Genomic DNA, 17,782 nt, shown 5'->3' with positions numbered 1-17,782 from the left:
GGCATGCGTCACGGATCACCGATCAGGTGGCGCTATCCACGGGCGGCTGCGCTGTGGCTTTAACCGCCGAAGATTGGGGGCGCGACAAGAGTGCTATTAGTGCCGAAAGACTCAGTCCGGCCGATACGATCACTATCGATCGGCCTAGGGTATCTATAAGCAGTCCGAACCCAAGGGGCGCGAACGCTTGGCAAATGCGGGATGGTGCGCCGATCAAGCCAAGCCGATAGGCGTAGTTCTCCGGTCCGAAAATCGCCAACGGGAGCGTTCCCCGTGCGATGGTCAGGATACCATTGCCGGCCCCATGTAGCAGAGCGAAAGCGGCGGCCGCACCACCGCCGAAAATGCCGATTGCGCACGCTCCGATGGGATGAGTGATACAGGCAAGTCGTGTCGAGACGAGCGGGTGAAAACGATTAAGAAGGCTTGCTTCTATCATACGGGCTGCGACTTGGGCGGGTCCGATCATCATGCCGGCGAACACCGCCTGCGCTGGCGTCGCACCGAATGCTTCGACGATCCGTGGCAGATGCGCGGCCATCGCCGATGTCACCGTCCAAGCGGCCGCGAACGCGAATGAGAGCAGGACCATGGTTCGGTCGATCGGAATATGCGGCTTCGTCACGGGTCCTTCTGAGCGGACCGGTTTTGCCGCGCTGGGCAGCGCGAGATTGAGGGGTAGACCGATAACGACGTGCGCGATCGCCCAAGCGTAGCAGGTTTCCCGCCAACCGATCGTCTCGAGCCCGAACGAACTCAGTGGCCAGCCGACGGTACTGGCAAAGCCGGCAATCAGCGTGATGCCGGTGATCGAGGCGCGTGCGTCGCTGCCGTAGATGCGTCCCAACGCTCCAAACGCCGCATCGTAGAGTCCGAGGCCCATGCCGATGCCGAGCAGGAGCCACGCCGCCGACATCGCCCACACAGAAGCCGATGCGCCAAGCAACGCGAGCCCGGCTGCAAGAACCACATTCGAGATACAGAGGACCTGCCTCCCTCCGACGCGGTCGATCTGGCGGCCGACGCGTGGACCCAGTAATCCGGAGATGACAAGGGACGTCGAGAAGGCCGCGAAGAACCAGTTGGTCGAAATTCCGAGATCGCGGGCGATCGGATCTGCCAGGATCGCCGGCAGATAATAGCTCGATCCCCAGGCCAGCGTTTGGGCGGTCCCAAGCGCGGCGACCACCCGCAAGCGTTGTCTGTCCACTTCCGCGTCCTCAGGAGCAGCCGCATCCGGACTTGCCGGCGGCCTTCGCCACGGCATCGTCGGAGCAGCAGGCGTCGATGCCGGCCGGTGCCGGCCCGCCGCAGCAGCCGGATGCAGCGATCCCGCCGTCAACGCCGCCGCGCGTGCAGACGCCGGTTTCGGGGAGTTCGAGTTCGACGCGCTCGGCGGCTTCTTTGTCGCCAGCGATATTGGCGGCGATCGAGCGCACCTGTTCGTAGCCGGTGATCATCAGGAAGGTTGGCGCCCGACCGTAGGATTTCATGCCGGCGAAGTAGAAGCCCGGATCGTCCTGCTGCAGTTCGCGCGCGCCGTGCGGGCGCACGGTGCCGCAGGAGTGCTCGTTGGGATCGATCAGCGGTGCGAGCGCGACCGGCGCCTCGATCGCGGCATCGAGCCGGAGCCGAATCTCGCTGAGGAAGGAGTGGTCCGGACGGAAGCCGGTTGTGATGACCAGCTCGTCGGCGACGACGCTGCGTCCACAGCAGGCTGACGAAGTCGCGATCCGAAGCCGGCCGTCGATCGGCGAGATCGCCGAGACGGAAAATTCGGCCTCAACCTGCACCTGGCCTGATGCGACCAGCGAGGCGAAGTGGGTGCCGAGTTCGCCACGCGCCGCCAGCTTGTCGTTCGCGCCGCCTCCGAAGGTTTTGGCAGGATCATTGCCGCGGAGCAGCAAGATCGGGCGGGTGCCCGGCACCTGACGGGCCAGCGTCGCCAGGTCGGTCAGGGTACCGATCGCCGAATGTCCCGCGCCAAGTACGGCGACGGCTTTGCCAGCGTAGCGGTCGCGGTCTTTGCCGAGCACGTCCGGCATGCCGTAGGCGATCTTCGCTTGGGCCTCTCGTTCGCCGATCGCCGGAAGGCCGTTGGCGCCGGCGGGATTCGGCGAGAACCACGTTCCGGATGCGTCGATGACGGCATCGGCGCGGAGGGTCTCAGGCCCCTTGCCGTTCTGGTAGCGTATCTCAAAGGGTGCAGCCTCTCGGCCCTTCGTCCTCGCCTTGTCAAAGCCGGCACGGGCAATGGCGGTGACGCGGCTCGATGTGCGGATAGTGTCCTTCAGGTGCGTGCGCGTCGCGAGCGGTACAAGATACTGGGCCAGGAGTTCGCCGCCGGTCGGATAGACCTGTGGGTCCGGCGAATTCCAGCCTGTTGGCGCGAGCAACCGTGCGGCGGCCCGGTCGACGTTGTATTCCCAAGGTGAAAAGAGCTGGACGTGTTGCCATTGACGGACCGCATGTCCGGCTTCTGGTCCGGACTCGAGCACGACGGGCGTCATGCCGCGCTCTAACACGTGCGCGGCCGCAGCCAGGCCGACGGGGCCGGCTCCTATGATCGCGACCGTCTTTCCTGCGCTCATTTCCCGCTCCTATCCTTCTAGAATTATCGAATGAGTTGGCAAAAAAATCAGGCCGCTGTCTGCGCTTTCTCGCATTGGGTCTCGTCGACGCAGCACTCGGCAACGAGGAAATCCACCAAACCCTGCATGGTGTCGTATTCGGCGTGGCAAACCAGCGTCGTGCTCTCGCGCACCTGCGAGATCAGACCGACGGAGACGAGCGTCTTGATATGGTGCGACAGTGTCGAGGCCGGAACCTTGAGCCGCTCCTGCAGGCGCCCGACCGGCATGCCTGCACGTCCGGCGCGGACCAGCGCGCGATAGATTTTCAACCTGGTCGGGTTGCCTAGCGCTTCGAGGCGGGCTACTGCATCATCGATCTTCACGAAGTGCAGGATGAGCGCGGACAGTGTATTTGTCAAACTGTATTTCTGGAATATTGGAAATAGTGCCGGTCCACCGGTCTCCTTGCACGCGGATTTTTTGAGTTGACTCCATCCGATATTTCCATAAATCTGGATATATGGAAACTGAAGAAGCAGTCTTGGCCCTCGCGGCCCTCTCACAAGCGACCCGCCTTGAGGCCTTCCGGACGTTAGTCAGCCACGAACCTGACGGCCTTGCGGCTGGCGATCTTGCCCGTCTGCTCGAAGTTCCGCCGAACACGCTGTCGGCGCATCTGTCGATTTTAACCCGCGCGCGGCTTGTGACATCCGAACGGCATAGTCGCTCGATCGTCTATCGCGCCAATCTGGCTGAATTCCGCGACGTCGCCGTGTTCCTGCTCCGGGATTGCTGCGACGGGCGACCGGAGGTCTGCACGCCGGTCGTCGAAAGTCTGCAGTCCTGTTGTTCTCCGAAGCGAAAGGAGCGAACCCGTGGCTGACAACCTCTACAACGTCCTGTTCCTCTGCACCGGTAACTCGGCGCGCTTGGGCGCGAAGCAGCCAACGCCGAGGGCCGGCTGATGGAGGCCTTCGACCTTTCGCGACGCTTGGCGGCCGAGGCATTGGGCACCGGAATTCTCGTCGCCACCGTGGTCGGGTCCGGCATCATGGCCGAGACCCTGACCAAAGATGTCGCTCTCGCGCTTCTCTGCAATACGCTGCCGACTGGCGCAATCCTGGTTGTGCTGATCAGCGTGCTCGGACCGATCTCCGGAGCGCATTTCAATCCAGCCGTAACGCTCGTCTTCACCGGCAAACGCGAGTTGCCGGCGAATGAGGCTGCACTGTATGCGATAGCGCAGATCGCAGGTGGCATCGCCGGAACGATGGCCGCGCATTTGATGTTCGCTCTGCCGGTGATCGACGTCTCGACCAAAATGCGGACAGGTGGACCGCAATGGTTTGCGGAGGCCGTGGCAGCTTTTGGCCTGATCACAACGATTCTGGCTGGCATCCGTTTTCAGCGCGCCGCCGTTCCCTGGCTGGTGGGCCTGTACATTACGGCCGCGTACTGGTTTACCGCCTCGACATCGTTCGCCAATCCAGCAGTGGCGATCGCGCGTTCACTGACGAACACGTTTGCCGGCATTCGCCCGACAGATTTGCCTGGCTTCATACTTGCGGAACTATGCGGAGCGCTCGTCGGCATGCTGTTGATGATTTGGCTGCTCGGGCGACCTCATGCGCGCACGGTCCCAATCGCGGAGACAACCAGATGAGCGTCACCATTTATCACAACCCGGATTGCGGCACGTCCCGCAACACGCTTTCCATGATCCGGCAGAGCGCCGCCGAGCCCACCGTCATCGAGTATCTCAAGACGCCCCCCTCGCGCGAGACGCTCAAGGAATTGATCGCCGCGATGGGCATCCCGGTGCGTGCCCTGCTGCGAGAGAAAGGCACGCCTTACAAGGAGCTTGGCCTCGACGATCCGAAATGGTCCGACGACCAACTGCTGGATTTCATGATGGCGCATCCCATCCTGATTAACCGTCCCATCGTGGTCACCCCGAAGGGCGTCCGGTTGTGCAGGCCGTCCGAGGTCGTGATCGACCTCTTGGACAATCCAGTCGGACGTTTCGTGAAGGAGGATGGCGAGGTGGTCGAAGGCCGCTGATAAATCCGCGTTCCGGGCGGTCACCTGAAGAGCTCTGACGTGCAACTGCACATCAGAGCTCAATGCTGTCAGGTCTCCTAGAATGACGAGAGGAGAGCGCGCGTCAGCGCACCAGCACGTTCCGGAACTGCCAGGGATCGGAGGTGTCGATATCCTCCGCGAACAGGCCGGGCCGGTCGGCGAGCGGGGTCCAGTCGGTGTAGAAACCCTTCACCGGGCCGAGATACGGCCGCTGGATTTCCAGGCAGCGGTGAAAATCCAGCTCGTCGGCTTCGACGATGCCGGCTTCTGGATTCTCCAGGGCCCAGACCATGCCGGCGAGCACGGCCGAGGACACCTGCATGCCGGTGGCGTTCTGGTAAGGCGCGATCTGGCGGGTCTCCTCGATCGAGAGCTGCGAGCCGTACCAATAGGCGTTCTTGGCGTGGCCGTAGAGCAGCACGCCGAGCTCGTCGATGCCGTCCTCGATCTCGTTCTCGTCCAGGATGTGCCATTTCGGCTGCATCCGCCCCGCAGCGCCGAACATCTCGTGCAGCGACAGCACGGCGTCGTTGGCCGGGTGGTAGGCGTAGTGGCAGGTCGGGCGATAGATCACCTTCTCGCCGTCGCGCACGGTGAAATAATCCGCAATCGAGATCGACTCGTTGTGGGTGACCAGGAAGCCGTATTGCGCGCCTGGAGTCGGGCACCAGGAGCGCACGCGGGTGTTGGCGCCGGGCTGCAGCAGATAGATCGCGGCCTGGCAGCCCTTCGCGTGCGTGCGGCCGTTCTCCGGCATCCACTTCTCGTTGGTGCCCCAGCCGAGTTCGGCCGGCTGCAGGCCCTCGGAGACGAAGCCCTCGACCGACCAGGTGTTGACGAAGACGTTCATCGGCTTCGGCTTCTTCGAGCGCTGGGTGTCACGCTCGGCGATGTGGATGCCCTTGACGCCGAGCTTGTGGGCGAGCTGGCCCCAGCCCTCGCGGCTCTTCGGCTCGTTGAATTCGACGCCGGTGTCGCGGGCGGTGTTGAGCAGCGCCTGCTTGACGAACCAGGACACCATGCCGGGATTGGCGCCGCAGGTCGAGACCGCGGTGGTGCCGCCCGGGTTCTTGCGCTTGGCTGCAAGCAGCGTCTCGCGCAGCGCGTAGTTCGAGCGCCCTTCGGTGCCGATGTTCTTGTCGAAATAGAAGCCGTGCCACGGCTCGATCACGGTGTCGACATAGAGCGCGCCGATCTCGCGGCACAGCGTCATGATGTCGACCGAGGAGGTGTCGACCGAGAGGTTGACGCAGAAGCCCTGACCCCCGCCGGCGGTCAGGAGCGGCACCAGCAGTTCGCGGTAATTGTCGCGGGTGACGCCATCCTTGATGAAGCGCACGCCGTGCTTCCTGGCGAGCTCGCCGTCCTCGTGCGGGTCGATGATGACGAAGCGCGACTTGTCATAATCGAAATGCCGCTCGATCAGAGGCAGCGTGCCTTTGCCGATCGAGCCGAAGCCGATCATGACAATGGGGCCGGAAATCTTGGCGTGGATCTGCGAGGAGGGGCTCATCATTTTCTCCAGGAGATGGCTCGAGCGGGTGGATGGTTGGTGGACGTTAATGGATCAGGCAGTGCGTCGTTTCGCGGTGACTTCGATTTCGACCTTCATCTCGGGCTTGTAGAGCCCTGCGACGATCAAGAGTGTGGCGGCCGGGCGGATGTCGCCGAGGAACTCGCCGCAGACCGCGAAGTGGGCATCCGCGTCCTTGGCGTCCGTCAGGTAGTAGGTCGCGCGGACGATGTCGGCCAGCGCGAAGCCGCCTTCCTTCAGGGCGGCCTCGATGGTCTTGAAACAGTTCCGTGACTGGCTCGTGACATCATCAGGCATCGTCATCGTCGTGTAGTCATAGCCGGTGGTTCCAGCGACGAAGGCGAAATCGCCGTCGATCACGGCGCGGCTGTAGCCGGCAGTCTTCTCGAAAGGCGAGCCGGTCGAGATCAGGCGGCGGGACATTCAGGACCTCCTATTCTCAGCGTTGCGCGACATAAGGGTACTTGCGCGGGTTTACGGGATTTTCCCGCCCGCGCAACCTTCGGTTCTGGTTTCGCGGGTTAGCGGGAGTGCTGGGTCGTGTCGGCTGTCGGAGCGGACGGCGAACTCCAGCGGCGCACGAAGATGTCCCTGACGATCATGACCGAGATCAGGATCAGGACGATGGTGGTGATGACGCTGCGCAGAACTGGACGCGCGACGTCGCTGGTTGCGGGAAGATCTTCGGCCATGATCGCAACCGTCACGCGGCCTGCGGCACGGCGCGCAATACCTTCGCGCGTGCCTTGCGTTTGAGCAGCAGTGCGCCGGTCGCGGCGACCATGCCGCAGGCGCCGTCGAGCGCGCCCTCGGAGAGCTCGAGGCCGAGCAGCCGCTCGCGCTCGAACGGGCCGGGCAGCGCCACGTCGCCCACCTTCTCGGGCGAGAAGCCGAAGCGGGCGTAGTAGGGCGCATCGCCGAGCAGGATCACCGCGCGCCCGCGCGACCTCGATCGCGCGCTCCATCAGCGCAGCCCCGACGCCGAGGCCGCGGCAGGTGGAATCCACCGCCAGCGGCCCCAGCATCAGCGCGGGTCTGCCCCCGGCGCTGACGTGCCACAACCGCAACGTTCCGACCAGCCGGCCGCTCGCGATCGCCGACAGGGCAAGGCCTTCGGCGGGCGCGCGTCCGTCGCGCAGGCGCTGGCATGTGCGCTGATGGCGGTTCTCGCCAAAGCAGGCATCCAGCAGCATTTCACGCGTCTCGACGTCCGAGGAACGTTCCGCACGGATCACGAACGGAGCGGCGCTCGGGGTGAGGGCAACGGTGGTCTTCCGCAAAGCAGTCATGGCACGTCAGTCCCCGCTTCCAGCGGCGGGGCGCACCGGTGGAAGCGTCGTTCAGAGAGTTCGGAAATGTCGGGGAGGGAGCCGGCAGGCCGGTTCCCTGGTTCGTCGATCCTTAAAGGCGGATCAGATGTGGTAGGTCCTCAACGGCGGGATGCCGTTGAAGGCCACCGACGAGTAGGTCGACGTATAGGCGCCGGTGCCTTCGATCAGCAGCTTGTCGCCGATCTCGAGCGTCACCGGAAGCGGATACGGCAGCTTCTCGTACAGCACATCGGCCGAATCGCAGGTCGGGCCAGCGAGCACGCACGGCGTCATGTCCGCCCCGTCATGCGGGCTGCGGATCGCATAACGGATCGACTCGTCCATCGTCTCGGCGAGACCGCCGAACTTGCCTATGTCGAGATAGACCCAGCGCACCTCGTCCTCGTCGCTCTTCCTGGAGATCAGAACGACTTCGGTCTCAATGATGCCGGCATTGCCGACCATGCCGCGGCCAGGCTCGATGATCGTCTCCGGGATCTGGTTGCCGAAATGCTTGCGCAGCGCGCGGAAGATCGACCGGCCGTACTGCACGACCGGCGGAACGTCCTTCAGGTACTTGGTCGGGAAGCCGCCGCCCATGTTGACCATGGACAGGTTGATCCCGCGCTCGGCGCAGTCACGGAACACGGTCGAGGCCATCGCCAGCGCGCGGTCCCACGCCTTCACCTTGCGCTGCTGCGAGCCGACATGGAAGGAGATGCCGACGGGCTCCAGGCCCAGCCGCTTGGCGAGGTCGAGCACGTCGACCGCCATCTCCGGGTCGCAGCCGAACTTGCGCGACAGCGGCCATTCGGCGCCGGCGCAGTCATAGAGGATGCGGCAGAACACCTTCGCGCCAGGCGCGGCACGGGCGACCTTCTCGACCTCGGCGGCGCAGTCGACCGCGAACAGGCGAATGCCGAGCGCAAAGGCACGCGCGATGTCGCGCTCCTTCTTGATCGTGTTGCCATAGGAGATGCGGTCCGGCGTCGCGCCTGCGGCCAGCGCCATCTCGATCTCGGCAACGGTCGCGGTGTCGAAGCAGGAGCCGAGCGCGGCGAGCAGCGACAGCACTTCCGGCGCCGGGTTGGCCTTCACCGCGTAGAACACGCGGCTGTCCGGCAACGCCTTGGCGAAGCTCTGGTAGTTGTCGCGCACGACTTCGAGGTCGACGACGAGGCACGGCTCGGTGTCGAGGCCCTCGCTGCGGCGGTGACGCAGGAATTCCTGGATGCGCTCGGTCATGGCACTCTCCCAACGACCCCAGCGACGGGGCCGCATTTCAAGAACAAGACGTCGGATAGGAGCCCTCTGGCCGCATCGCGCGATGGAGGCGCAACGAAGCCAAAAAACTCAAACCAGACTGTGCTGCCGTGGATTGGTTGGGAGATTTCCCGCCCGCTCACCTGGCAATGAAGGACAAGCCTTTTCAGTAGCCCGCGCCGGCGTTGGAATGCCGGTAGAGACCAAAAAAGCCCGCTCCGTCGTTGCTTTAAGTCGCGTCCCCCGTTGAGAGCGGGGTGCGCCGGTTCGCCTCCGGCTGCCAGTCACGGTTGCAAGAGATGGAGAGACCTTCATCGGCATCCCTTGAGAGAGATGCTGGCCGCATCAGAGGCGACCCTCGGTTCTTCATCCCTTGGCGGCTGTCCGGCCTCTTGTCCGGATACCTACCGACTGACACACGACCACAGGCACGTGCGAAATTGGGCAAGGTTGGAAATAAGTGTTTTGACTCAGCCGCGCAAGAATTTTTTTCCGATGCGCGCAGATTTCCCTAACGCGAGCTTGCGATCGTTTGTCGCTGCACGCGCGGAAGCGCCGAACATGAACGGCCGTTAAGAGAAGCTAGCAGTCGGCTGCGCGTTTGGAGCCTTCTGCCACAGTGTTTTCGCAGTCGCGCCTCACGCGCGCCGCGTGAACGGCTCGATGCGCTGCGCCGCGCGGATGAACGCGATCATCACGAGGACGCCGAGCGCGAACAGCACCGCTTGCAGGATGTGCGCGGCGGTGTCTTCGAGCCCGAACAGGATCGCGAGCGCCCAGCCGCCGGCGAAGGCCGCGCCGAACACTTCCGCGCCGATCAGGATCGCCGCGCTGATCACGGTGATCACGCTCGGCCAGACGATCTGGCGGTTGCCGGTGGAGGAGGGCTGCAGGCTCATGGAAGCAGGCTCATGGAAGAAGGTCCTTTTTGAGGGGCGCAATGTCCCTGAAATGGGCCCTGCGATCAAGCGCAAAAGGCCCAAAATTGCCGCAGGACATGGTATACATTGCCGCAATATCCGGGACAAAAACGGGATTTCGCATGTCGGCAAGCTCGCAAGTTTTAGGTGCCTCGCAAGGCTCGGCCAACCCGCTGCTGCAGGGCTGGCAGACGCCGTTCGAGACGCCGCCTTTCGACGAGATCAAGCCCGAGCATTTCCTCACCGCCTTCGAGCAGGCCTTTGCCGATCACTCCGCCGAGATCGCCGCGATCGTCCATGATCCGGCGGCGCCGGACTTCGCCAACACCATCACCGCGCTGGAGCGCTCCGGCAAGCTGCTCTCCAAGGTCGCGGCGGTGTTCTACGACCTGGTGTCGGCGCATTCGAACCCGGCGATCCTGGAGATCGACAAGGAAGTCTCCTTGCGGATGGCGCGGCACTGGAACCCGATCATGATGAATGCCGTGCTGTTCGGCCGCATCGCGCTGCTGCACCAGAACCGCGCCTCGCTCGGCCTGAGCGGCGAGCAGCAGCGGCTGCTGGAGCGCACCTACACCCGCTTCCGCCGCGCCGGCGCCGGCCTCGACGAGGCCGCAAAGGCGCGGATGGCCGAGATCAACGAACGCCTCGCCCATCTCGGCACCAGCTTCAGCCACCATCTGCTCGGCGACGAGCAGGAGTGGTTCATGGAGCTCGGCGAGGACGACCGTGCCGGGCTGTCGGACAGCTTTGTCGCCGCCGCCAAGGCTGCGGCGGAAGAGCGCGGGATGGCCGGCAAGGCGATCGTGACGCTGTCGCGCTCCTCGGTCGAGCCGTTCCTGAAAACCTCTGATCGCCGCGACCTGCGCGAAAAGGTCTTCAAGGCCTTCACCGCGCGCGGCGACAACGGCAACGCCCACGACAACAACGAGACCATCGTCGAGATCCTGGCGCTGCGCGAGGAGACCGCTGGCATCATGGGCTTCTCGAACTACGCCACCTACCGGCTCGAGGATTCCATGGCGAAAACGCCGGAGGCCGTGCGCGGCCTGCTGGAGCGGGTCTGGAAGCCGGCGAGGGCGCGGGCGCTCGCCGATCGCGACGCGATGCAGGCGCTGATCGCGGAGGAGGGCGGCAATTTCGCGCTCGCGGCCTGGGACTGGCGGTACTACGCCGAGAAGCTCCGGCAGATCAGCGCCAATTTTGACGACGCCGCGATCAAGCCATATCTCGTGCTCGACCACATGATCGAGGCCGCCTTCGACTGCGCCACCCGCCTGTTCGGCGTCACCTTCGAGGAGCGCAAGGATATCCCGGCCTGGCACCCGGACGTCCGGGTCTGGGAGGTCAAGGACCGCGACGGCAAGCACAAGGCGCTGTTCTATGGCGACTACTACGCCCGCCCCTCGAAGCGCTCCGGCGCCTGGATGACCTCGCTGCGCGACCAGCAGAAGCTCGACGGCGCGGTGGCGCCGCTCGTCATCAATGTCTGCAATTTCGCCAAGGGCGCGGGCGGCGAGCCGGCGCTGCTGTCGCCGGACGATGCCCGCACCTTGTTTCACGAATTCGGCCACGGCCTGCACGGCATGCTGTCCAACGTCACCTATCCCTCGCTGTCGGGCACCTCGGTGTTTACCGATTTCGTCGAGCTACCGTCGCAGCTCTACGAGCACTGGCAGGAGCGGCCGGAGGTGCTGCAGCGCTTCGCCAAGCACTACCAGACCGGCGAGCCGCTGCCGGACGACCTGCTGCAGCGCTTCCTCGCCGCGCGGAAGTTCAACCAGGGTTTTGCCACCGTGGAGTTCGTCTCCTCGGCGCTGATCGACCTCGAATTCCACACCCAGCCGGCCGAAGCCAGCCGCGACATCAGGGCCTTCGAGAAGCATGAGCTCGAGAAGATCGGCATGCCCGCCGAGATCGCGCTGCGGCACCGGCCGACCCAGTTCGGCCACATCTTCTCCGGCGACCACTACGCCGCCGGCTATTACAGCTACATGTGGTCGGAGGTGATGGATGCGGACGCCTTCGGCGCCTTCGAGGAGGCCGGCGACATCTTCGATCCCGCGACCGCAAAGCGCCTGCTCGACGACATCTATTCGTCGGGGGGCTCGCGCGATCCGGAGGAGGCCTACGTCGCCTTCCGCGGCCGCGAGCCGGAGCCGGATGCGCTGCTCCGCCGGCGCGGGCTGCTCGAGACGGCCGAGGCCGCCTGAAGTGAGGCGCATGTCCCGCAACTGGCTCGGCCTCTTGGTCGCCGGAGCCGTAATGTTCGGCACGGCCGCCGCACAAGCCCACCCGCATGTCTGGATCACCGCCAGGAGCGAGGTGATCTATGCGCCCGACGGCACCATCACCGGCGTCCGCCACGCCTGGACTTTCGACGACATGTTCTCGACCTATGCGCTGCAGGGCATCGAGGCCAAGATCAAGGGCGCCTACACCCGCGAGGAACTGGCGCCGCTCGCCCAGACCAATGTCGAGTCGCTGAACGAATACGCCTACTTCACCTTCGCCAAGGCCGACGGCAGGAAGCAGAAATTCACTGAACCGATCGACTATTTCCTCGAATACAACAACACGGAATTGACGCTGCACTTCACGCTGCCGGCGAAGACGCCGTTCAAGACCAGGCAGCTCTCGCTCGAAGTGTTCGACCCCGCCTTCTTCATCGACTTCAAATATGCCGACAAGGACCCGGTCAAGCTGGTCGGCGCACCGGCCGACTGCAAGCTGCAATTCCAGCGGCCGAATGACGGCACCGCGAGCGCGCAACAGCTCGGCGAGCAGAACTTCCTGAACGGCGATAGCTCCAACTTCGGCGCGATGTTCGCCAACAAGATCGTGGTGGAGTGCCCATGAAGCAGGGATCGTCTTTCGCGCGGGGCCTGGCGATTGCCGCCGTGGCGCTCGCAGCCTTCGTGCTGGCCGATGCCGCGATGCATGCGCTATCAGCGCAAAATCCGTTCGGGGCCCCGCGACGGGCGGCCGAGCCGCAGGTCGGCGGTATCATCGGCTGGCTGCTCGCCAAGCAGGGCGAGTTCTACCGAGAGATTTCTTCGACCATCCGTGCGGCCAAGACTGATGGCTATGCGGTCTGGACGCTGCTCGGGGTCTCCTTCGCCTATGGGATCTTCCATGCCGCCGGTCCCGGCCATGGCAAGGCCGTGATCTCCTCTTATCTCGTTGCCAACCGGGAAACCGCCTGGCGCGGCATCGCGCTGTCGTTTGCCTCGGCCCTGCTGCAGGCAGTCGTGGCCGTGGTGTTCGTCGTCATCGGCGCCTGGCTGCTCAACGCCACCGCGAAAACCTCGTGCGGCGCGGAAAAAGTGATCGAGATCGCCAGCTATGCCCTGATTGCGGCCTTTGGCGCGCGGCTGGTCTGGAGCAAGGGCGGCGGCTTCTTCCGCGCGCTGCAGGCGCATGTGCCGCAGCCGGCCATCGCCGGCGTCCCACTTCGTCGCCATGATCACGGTCACCATCATCGGGACCATCATCATGACGACAGCCATGATCATCATCACGATCACGGTCATGGCGTTGGGCACCAGCACGCCCACGCCCACGCCCACGCTCACGCCCATGTCCATGACGAGCATTGCGGCCATTCGCACGGGCCCGAGCCAAGCGAGCTCGCAGGCCCCGGCGGCTGGCGCCGCGGTTTGAGCGCGATCGTGACCGTCGGCATCCGGCCCTGCTCGGGCGCGATCCTGGTGCTGGGATTCTCGCTGGCCCAGGGCCTGTTCTGGGCCGGCATCGCCGCGACCTTCGTGATGGGGATCGGCACTGCGATCACGGTGGCGACGATCGCAATCCTCGCCGTCTCCGCCCGCGGCCTGGCGCAACGCGTCAGCGCCGGCCGTGACGGCAGCGGCATGCTCTTCATGCGCGGCATCGAGTTCGGCGCCGCCGGCTTGGTGCTGCTGTTCGGGCTGGGGCTGCTGTTCGGCTATCTCGCCACCGAGCCGCCGACCTGCGCCTATTTTATGTGACGAGCCGCGGAAGCGGCCTCGGGAGTTACCTCTCCCCGCTCTTCGCGGGGAGAGGTCGGCGCGTAGCGCCGGCTGAGGGGCTCTCTCCGCGAATACAACTTCTACTTTTTTCGCGGAGACAGCCCCTCACCCCAACCCTCTCCCGTAAGAACGGGGAGAGGGAGAACTCAGACCCTCAAATACCCCCTTATCATCGGCAGGAAGAAGATCGCGACATTGATCGTGAAGCCGATGGTCCAGAGGATCGAGCGCAGGGTCGGGCGGTTGCCGAGATAGGTGAAGACATAGGCGATCCGGACGATCAAAAACAACACCGCGAGCTCATCGATCAGCCGCAAGGGTCCGACGCGGAATTCAGCGAGCAGCACCGCGAAGGCAAAGAACGGAAACGCCTCGATCCCGTTCTGGTGGGCGCCGAGCGCGCGGGCCCGGATCGGGTCGTCGTAGAAGGCGGGATCGCGCGGGTTGGAATTGTCGAAACGGCCGCTCGCGGTCCACTTGGCGGCTGCGATCGTTAGCAAATACAGCATCAGCGTTCCGAACACGCACCATTCGGCAACCGTCATGGTTCCTCCCCGCATTGCGCCGAGAGCCTAGCTAGAGAGCATGATCCGGAAAAGTGGAAACCGGTTTTCCGAAAAGATCATGCTCAAACAGAGAGATTAGATCCTGATCCGATTTCGGATCAGGATCTAACGCTCGGTTGTCTTGACAAGAATGGGGCAACGCGCGAAGCCACGGCGGTCATGACCGTGGCCGTCCCAGTCGGAAACGCGATGCCGGCAGCGCAAGCCCAGCCGGATTGCATCGGCGTGCTGCTGGTCAACCTCGGCACGCCCGACACCGCCGACGCCCCGGGCGTGCGGGTATATTTGAGGGAATTCCTCTCCGACCCGCGCGTGATCGAGGATCAGGGGCTGGTGTGGAAGCTGATCCTCAACGGCATCATCCTGCGCACGCGGCCGCGCACCAAGGCGCTCGACTACCGCAAGATCTGGAATACCGAGAAGGACGAGTCGCCGCTGAAGACGATCACACGCTCGCAGGCCGAGAAGCTTGCGGCGGCGATCGGGGAAGACCATGTCGTGGTCGATTGGGCGATGCGCTATGGCAATCCCTCGATCCGGGCGGGGATCGAGGCCCTGACGGCGCGGGGCTGCAACCGGCTGTTGGTGGTGCCGCTCTATCCGCAATATTCCGCCGCGACATCGGCGACCGTCTGCGACGAAGCGTTCCGGGTGCTCTCAAGTTTGCGCGCGCAGCCGACCTTGCGGGTGTCCTCGCCGTACTATGACGATCCCGTCTATATCGATGCGCTGGCGGTTTCGATCAACGCGCATCTGGCGACGCTGCCGTTCGAGCCGGAATTGATCCTGGCGTCCTTCCACGGCATGCCGCAGAAATATGTCGACCAGGGCGATCCTTATTTCTCCCAGTGCGTCGCAACGACGGAAAGCCTGCGCAAGCGCCTCGGGCTCGATGCCTCCCGGCTGATGCTCACCTTCCAGTCGCGCTTCGGCAACGATGTGTGGCTGCTGCCCTATACCGACAAGACCGTCGAAAAGCTCGCCAAGGATGGCGTGCGGCGAATTGCCGTCGTCACGCCCGGCTTCTCCGCCGACTGCCTGGAGACGCTGGAAGAGATCGCGCAGGAGAACGCGCACATCTTTAAGCAAAATGGCGGCGAGCAGTTTGCGGCGATTCCCTGCCTGAACGACAGCGAGCCTGGCATGGACGTGATCCGCCAGCTCGTGCTGCGCGAACTTCAGGGCTGGATCTGACGTCGGCCCGCAGCCCCGTAGCCCGGGTGGAGCCAACGGGTCGCGCGAACGCGCGCCCGATGACAGGCTCCACGCAACCCGGGGCCAGTCGCAAACGCGGATGCAGATGTCCCGGGTTACGCGTTCGCTTCACCCGGGCTACGGAAGCGCGCATCCGCGTGACGGGCCCACACATCATTTACGTTCACAGGCTATATCTGGCAGCCTCGCGAACCGCTCCTTAACTATGTGTCAACCAACAGCCGGCTGAACCGGTGCCGCGGTTTTGCAGACCAAATGCAGGGCCGCGCCGGCTTTCGCCGGTCTTGGAGGACTTTATGAGTGGTTTCGACATTTTCGCCATCGCCCTTGTTCTGCTCGTCATCGTCACGCTGTTCGCCGGCGTCAAGACCGTCCCGCAGGGCTACGGCTGGACCATCGAGCGCTTCGGCAAATACACCCGCACGTTGCTCCCCGGCCTCAATCTTATCGTGCCCTATTTCGATCGCATCGGGCGCAAGATAAACATGATGGAGCAGGTGATCGAAATCCCGGAGCAGGAGGTGATCACCAAGGACAACGCCACCGTCACCGCTGATGGCGTTGCCTTCTTCCAGGTGTTCGACGCCGCGAAGGCGAGCTACGAGGTCGCCAATTTGCATCAGGCGATCACGGTGCTGACGATGACCAACATCCGCTCGGTGATGGGTTCGATGGACCTCGACCAGGTGCTGTCGCATCGCGACGAGATCAACGAGCGGCTCTTGCGCGTCGTCGACGCCGCGGTCTCGCCCTGGGGCGTCAAGGTCAACCGCATCGAGATCAAGGACATCGTACCGCCGGCGGACCTCGTGGAGGCGATGGGCCGGCAGATGAAGGCCGAGCGCGTCAAGCGCGCCGACATCCTGCAAGCGGAAGGCCAGCGGCAATCGGAAATCCTGCGCGCCGAGGGCGCCAAGCAGGGACAGATCCTGCAGGCCGAAGGCCGCCGCGAAGCCGCCTTCCGCGACGCCGAAGCGCGTGAGCGCTTGGCGGAGGCTGAGGCGAAGGCAACGCAGATGGTGTCCGAAGCGATCGCCAGGGGCGACGTTGCCGCACTCAACTATTTCATCGCCGACAAGTACATCAAGGCGTTTGGGCAATTGGCTGATTCGCCGAACCAGAAGATCGTGATGCTGCCGATCGAGGCAACGAGCGTGCTGGGCTCGCTTGCCGGCATCGGCGAGATCGCACGCGCCACCTTCGGTGAAAGCACGGCTTCGGCAGCCGCCGCCGCGCGCCGCTCCTCGGTGCCGCCGACTGGGCCAACCCCGCCCCCGGTCGCGCCGCAGCGATGAGGGCGTGCTAGCATTGCGCCTGCGGAATTAGAGATCGTGTCATGACCGAGATGTTTTCGACACTGGGTACCTGGAACTGGCTGATCTTCGGCTTCATCCTGATGGCGCTGGAGTTGGCGGCGCCCGGCGTATTCCTGTTCTGGCTCGGGCTGTCAGCGCTCCTGGTCGGGCTGGTGTCGTTCGTCATCAATCCGGTTTGGCAGACCCAGTTCCTGATGTTCGCCGCGTTCGCGGTCGCCGCTGTGCCGGCATGGCGGCACTTTGCCAAGAGCGGGACCTCGGCAAGCGCGAGCAGCCCGTTCCTCAACCGGCGCACCGAAGCCCTGATCGGCTGCGAGTTCACGCTGGAGAAGCCGATCATCGACGGCTCAGGCACGGTGCGGATCGATGACACGATCTGGCGCGTCGCCGGCCCCGACGCGCCGGCCGGCAGCCGCGTCAAGGTGATCCGCGCCGACGGCGCCAGCCTGACGGTGGCGGTGGCGTAGCTCGGTCTCTTCACCTCTTCCTTCGGAGGGGATGTTTCCGACCGTCGATTCACCCTTGGCGCTTGGTCCACTGCTCGGCGAAGCGGTGCAGCGGCAGGAAAGTTTCGAACAGCTCTCGTCCGAGCGCAGTGAGAGTGTACCCTTCGCCCGAAGCGAGTTCGACAAATCCGGCCTCGCGCAATTCGGTCAGCCGTGTCTGCAGGATGGTCGGGGACGCCTGGTCGCAGACCTCGCGCAAGGCGCGTGAGGTGAGGGCGCCGTCACGCAATTCCCAGATGATCCGCAAGGTCCAGCGCCGGCCCAACAGGTCGAGCAGCGCCATGATCGGCCGGCCGGTTCGGGAGCCGCGGACCGAGCGCTTTCCGGCGACTGAGGGGGACTTCGGCATCGCTGTTTCCTGCTTGTGTCTTGCTACAGATATTGTAGCGTGTTGCTACGTTTATTGTAGCAGAGGAGCCGGCCATGTCACGGATCGCCCCGCTCGAGCCGCCCTATGCGGTCGAACTGAAGGAGCAGTTCGACCGCA

The 17,782-nt window shown here is 64.3% G+C and carries 19 protein-coding genes and 1 pseudogene; 9 read left to right on the top strand and 11 right to left on the bottom strand.

Annotated features, from left to right (window positions below):
* Positions 1-22: 22 nt before the first annotated feature.
* Genes CWO89_RS11455 through CWO89_RS11445 form a run of 3 tightly spaced genes read right to left on the bottom strand, consistent with a single transcriptional unit; the run spans position 23 to position 2,956 of the window.
* Positions 23-1,195 (bottom strand): MFS transporter, encoded by a 1,173-nt coding sequence (locus tag CWO89_RS11455; protein WP_394568513.1) that lies wholly within the window; start codon positions 1,193-1,195, stop codon positions 23-25.
* 25 nt (positions 1,196-1,220) lie between these two features.
* A complete protein-coding gene (locus CWO89_RS11450; protein ID WP_130578721.1) occupies positions 1,221-2,591 on the bottom strand; it encodes an NAD(P)-binding domain-containing protein in 1,371 nt (456 codons plus the stop codon).
* A gap of 47 nt (positions 2,592-2,638) precedes the next feature.
* Positions 2,639-2,956, bottom strand: coding sequence for an ArsR/SmtB family transcription factor (locus CWO89_RS11445; protein WP_130578737.1), 318 nt, complete (start codon positions 2,954-2,956; stop codon positions 2,639-2,641).
* Between the two features lie 137 nt (positions 2,957-3,093).
* Here CWO89_RS11445 and CWO89_RS11440 point away from each other — a divergent pair, with 137 nt between their 5' ends.
* The 3 genes from CWO89_RS11440 (at position 3,094) to arsC (ending at position 4,634) form a co-directional block, all read left to right on the top strand.
* Positions 3,094-3,456, top strand: a complete 363-nt coding sequence (locus tag CWO89_RS11440; RefSeq protein ID WP_130578720.1) for an ArsR/SmtB family transcription factor — start codon at positions 3,094-3,096, stop codon at positions 3,454-3,456.
* Positions 3,457-3,537: 81 nt separating this feature from the next.
* Positions 3,538-4,236 carry an aquaporin gene (locus tag CWO89_RS11435; RefSeq protein WP_130578719.1) on the top strand — a complete coding sequence of 233 codons (699 nt, stop codon included), beginning with the start codon at positions 3,538-3,540 and terminating at the stop codon, positions 4,234-4,236.
* A complete protein-coding gene (gene arsC, locus CWO89_RS11430; RefSeq protein WP_130578718.1) occupies positions 4,233-4,634 on the top strand; it encodes an arsenate reductase (glutaredoxin) in 402 nt (133 codons plus the stop codon). The genes CWO89_RS11435 and arsC overlap by 4 nt, the downstream gene beginning before the upstream one ends.
* A gap of 103 nt (positions 4,635-4,737) precedes the next feature.
* On the opposite strand, the gene CWO89_RS11425 is transcribed toward arsC, so the two are convergent.
* From CWO89_RS11425 to CWO89_RS11400, 6 genes and pseudogenes are all read right to left on the bottom strand, one after another.
* Positions 4,738-6,168: a homospermidine synthase gene (locus CWO89_RS11425; RefSeq protein ID WP_130578717.1), complete on the bottom strand. Its 1,431-nt coding sequence runs from the start codon at positions 6,166-6,168 to the stop codon at positions 4,738-4,740.
* Positions 6,169-6,222: 54 nt separating this feature from the next.
* Positions 6,223-6,612, bottom strand: a complete 390-nt coding sequence (locus tag CWO89_RS11420) for a RidA family protein (protein ID WP_130578716.1) — start codon at positions 6,610-6,612, stop codon at positions 6,223-6,225.
* A gap of 98 nt (positions 6,613-6,710) precedes the next feature.
* On the bottom strand, positions 6,711-6,881 hold the full coding sequence (locus tag CWO89_RS45810) for a hypothetical protein (protein WP_165421104.1): 171 nt from the start codon (positions 6,879-6,881) through the stop codon (positions 6,711-6,713).
* Between the two features lie 11 nt (positions 6,882-6,892).
* Positions 6,893-7,478: pseudogene (locus tag CWO89_RS11415) on the bottom strand (GNAT family N-acetyltransferase).
* A gap of 123 nt (positions 7,479-7,601) precedes the next feature.
* On the bottom strand, positions 7,602-8,744 hold the full coding sequence (locus tag CWO89_RS11410; RefSeq protein WP_130578715.1) for a type III PLP-dependent enzyme: 1,143 nt from the start codon (positions 8,742-8,744) through the stop codon (positions 7,602-7,604).
* 656 nt (positions 8,745-9,400) lie between these two features.
* Positions 9,401-9,661, bottom strand: coding sequence for a hypothetical protein (locus CWO89_RS11400; protein ID WP_130578714.1), 261 nt, complete (start codon positions 9,659-9,661; stop codon positions 9,401-9,403).
* Positions 9,662-9,804: 143 nt separating this feature from the next.
* Here CWO89_RS11400 and CWO89_RS11395 point away from each other — a divergent pair, with 143 nt between their 5' ends.
* Genes CWO89_RS11395 through CWO89_RS11385 form a run of 3 tightly spaced genes read left to right on the top strand, consistent with a single transcriptional unit; the run spans position 9,805 to position 13,671 of the window.
* Positions 9,805-11,895 carry a M3 family metallopeptidase gene (locus CWO89_RS11395; protein WP_130578713.1) on the top strand — a complete coding sequence of 697 codons (2,091 nt, stop codon included), beginning with the start codon at positions 9,805-9,807 and terminating at the stop codon, positions 11,893-11,895.
* Positions 11,896-11,905: 10 nt separating this feature from the next.
* Entirely contained in the window at positions 11,906-12,541 is a 636-nt protein-coding gene (locus CWO89_RS11390) for a DUF1007 family protein (RefSeq protein WP_130578712.1), read from the top strand.
* On the top strand, positions 12,538-13,671 hold the full coding sequence (locus tag CWO89_RS11385) for a nickel/cobalt transporter (RefSeq protein ID WP_130578711.1): 1,134 nt from the start codon (positions 12,538-12,540) through the stop codon (positions 13,669-13,671). Before CWO89_RS11390 ends, CWO89_RS11385 begins: the two co-directional genes overlap by 4 nt.
* A 167-nt stretch (positions 13,672-13,838) precedes the next feature.
* Here the strand turns inward: CWO89_RS11385 and CWO89_RS11380 are convergent, their stop codons facing one another.
* On the bottom strand, positions 13,839-14,237 hold the full coding sequence (locus CWO89_RS11380; RefSeq protein ID WP_130578710.1) for an MAPEG family protein: 399 nt from the start codon (positions 14,235-14,237) through the stop codon (positions 13,839-13,841).
* A gap of 180 nt (positions 14,238-14,417) precedes the next feature.
* Here CWO89_RS11380 and hemH point away from each other — a divergent pair, with 180 nt between their 5' ends.
* The 3 genes from hemH to CWO89_RS11365 all read left to right on the top strand — a co-directional run bounded on the left by hemH (position 14,418) and on the right by CWO89_RS11365 (position 17,256).
* A complete protein-coding gene (gene hemH / locus CWO89_RS11375) occupies positions 14,418-15,452 on the top strand; it encodes a ferrochelatase (RefSeq protein WP_130578709.1) in 1,035 nt (344 codons plus the stop codon).
* A 317-nt stretch (positions 15,453-15,769) separates the two neighbouring features.
* Entirely contained in the window at positions 15,770-16,768 is a 999-nt protein-coding gene (locus CWO89_RS11370) for an SPFH domain-containing protein (protein WP_130578708.1), read from the top strand.
* Positions 16,769-16,809: 41 nt separating this feature from the next.
* Entirely contained in the window at positions 16,810-17,256 is a 447-nt protein-coding gene (locus CWO89_RS11365) for an NfeD family protein (protein WP_130578707.1), read from the top strand.
* A gap of 49 nt (positions 17,257-17,305) precedes the next feature.
* Here CWO89_RS11365 and CWO89_RS11360 read toward each other — a convergent pair whose 3' ends face one another.
* On the bottom strand, positions 17,306-17,644 hold the full coding sequence (locus CWO89_RS11360; protein WP_130578706.1) for a winged helix-turn-helix transcriptional regulator: 339 nt from the start codon (positions 17,642-17,644) through the stop codon (positions 17,306-17,308).
* Between the last annotated feature and the right edge of the window lie 138 nt (positions 17,645-17,782).

The sequence above is a fragment of the Bradyrhizobium sp. Leo170 genome (assembly GCF_004296405.1).
Taxonomy (GTDB): Bacteria; Pseudomonadota; Alphaproteobacteria; order Rhizobiales; family Xanthobacteraceae; genus Bradyrhizobium.
Note: the sequence above shows the minus strand (reverse complement) of the source record. Positions and strands in the feature narration are given on the sequence as shown.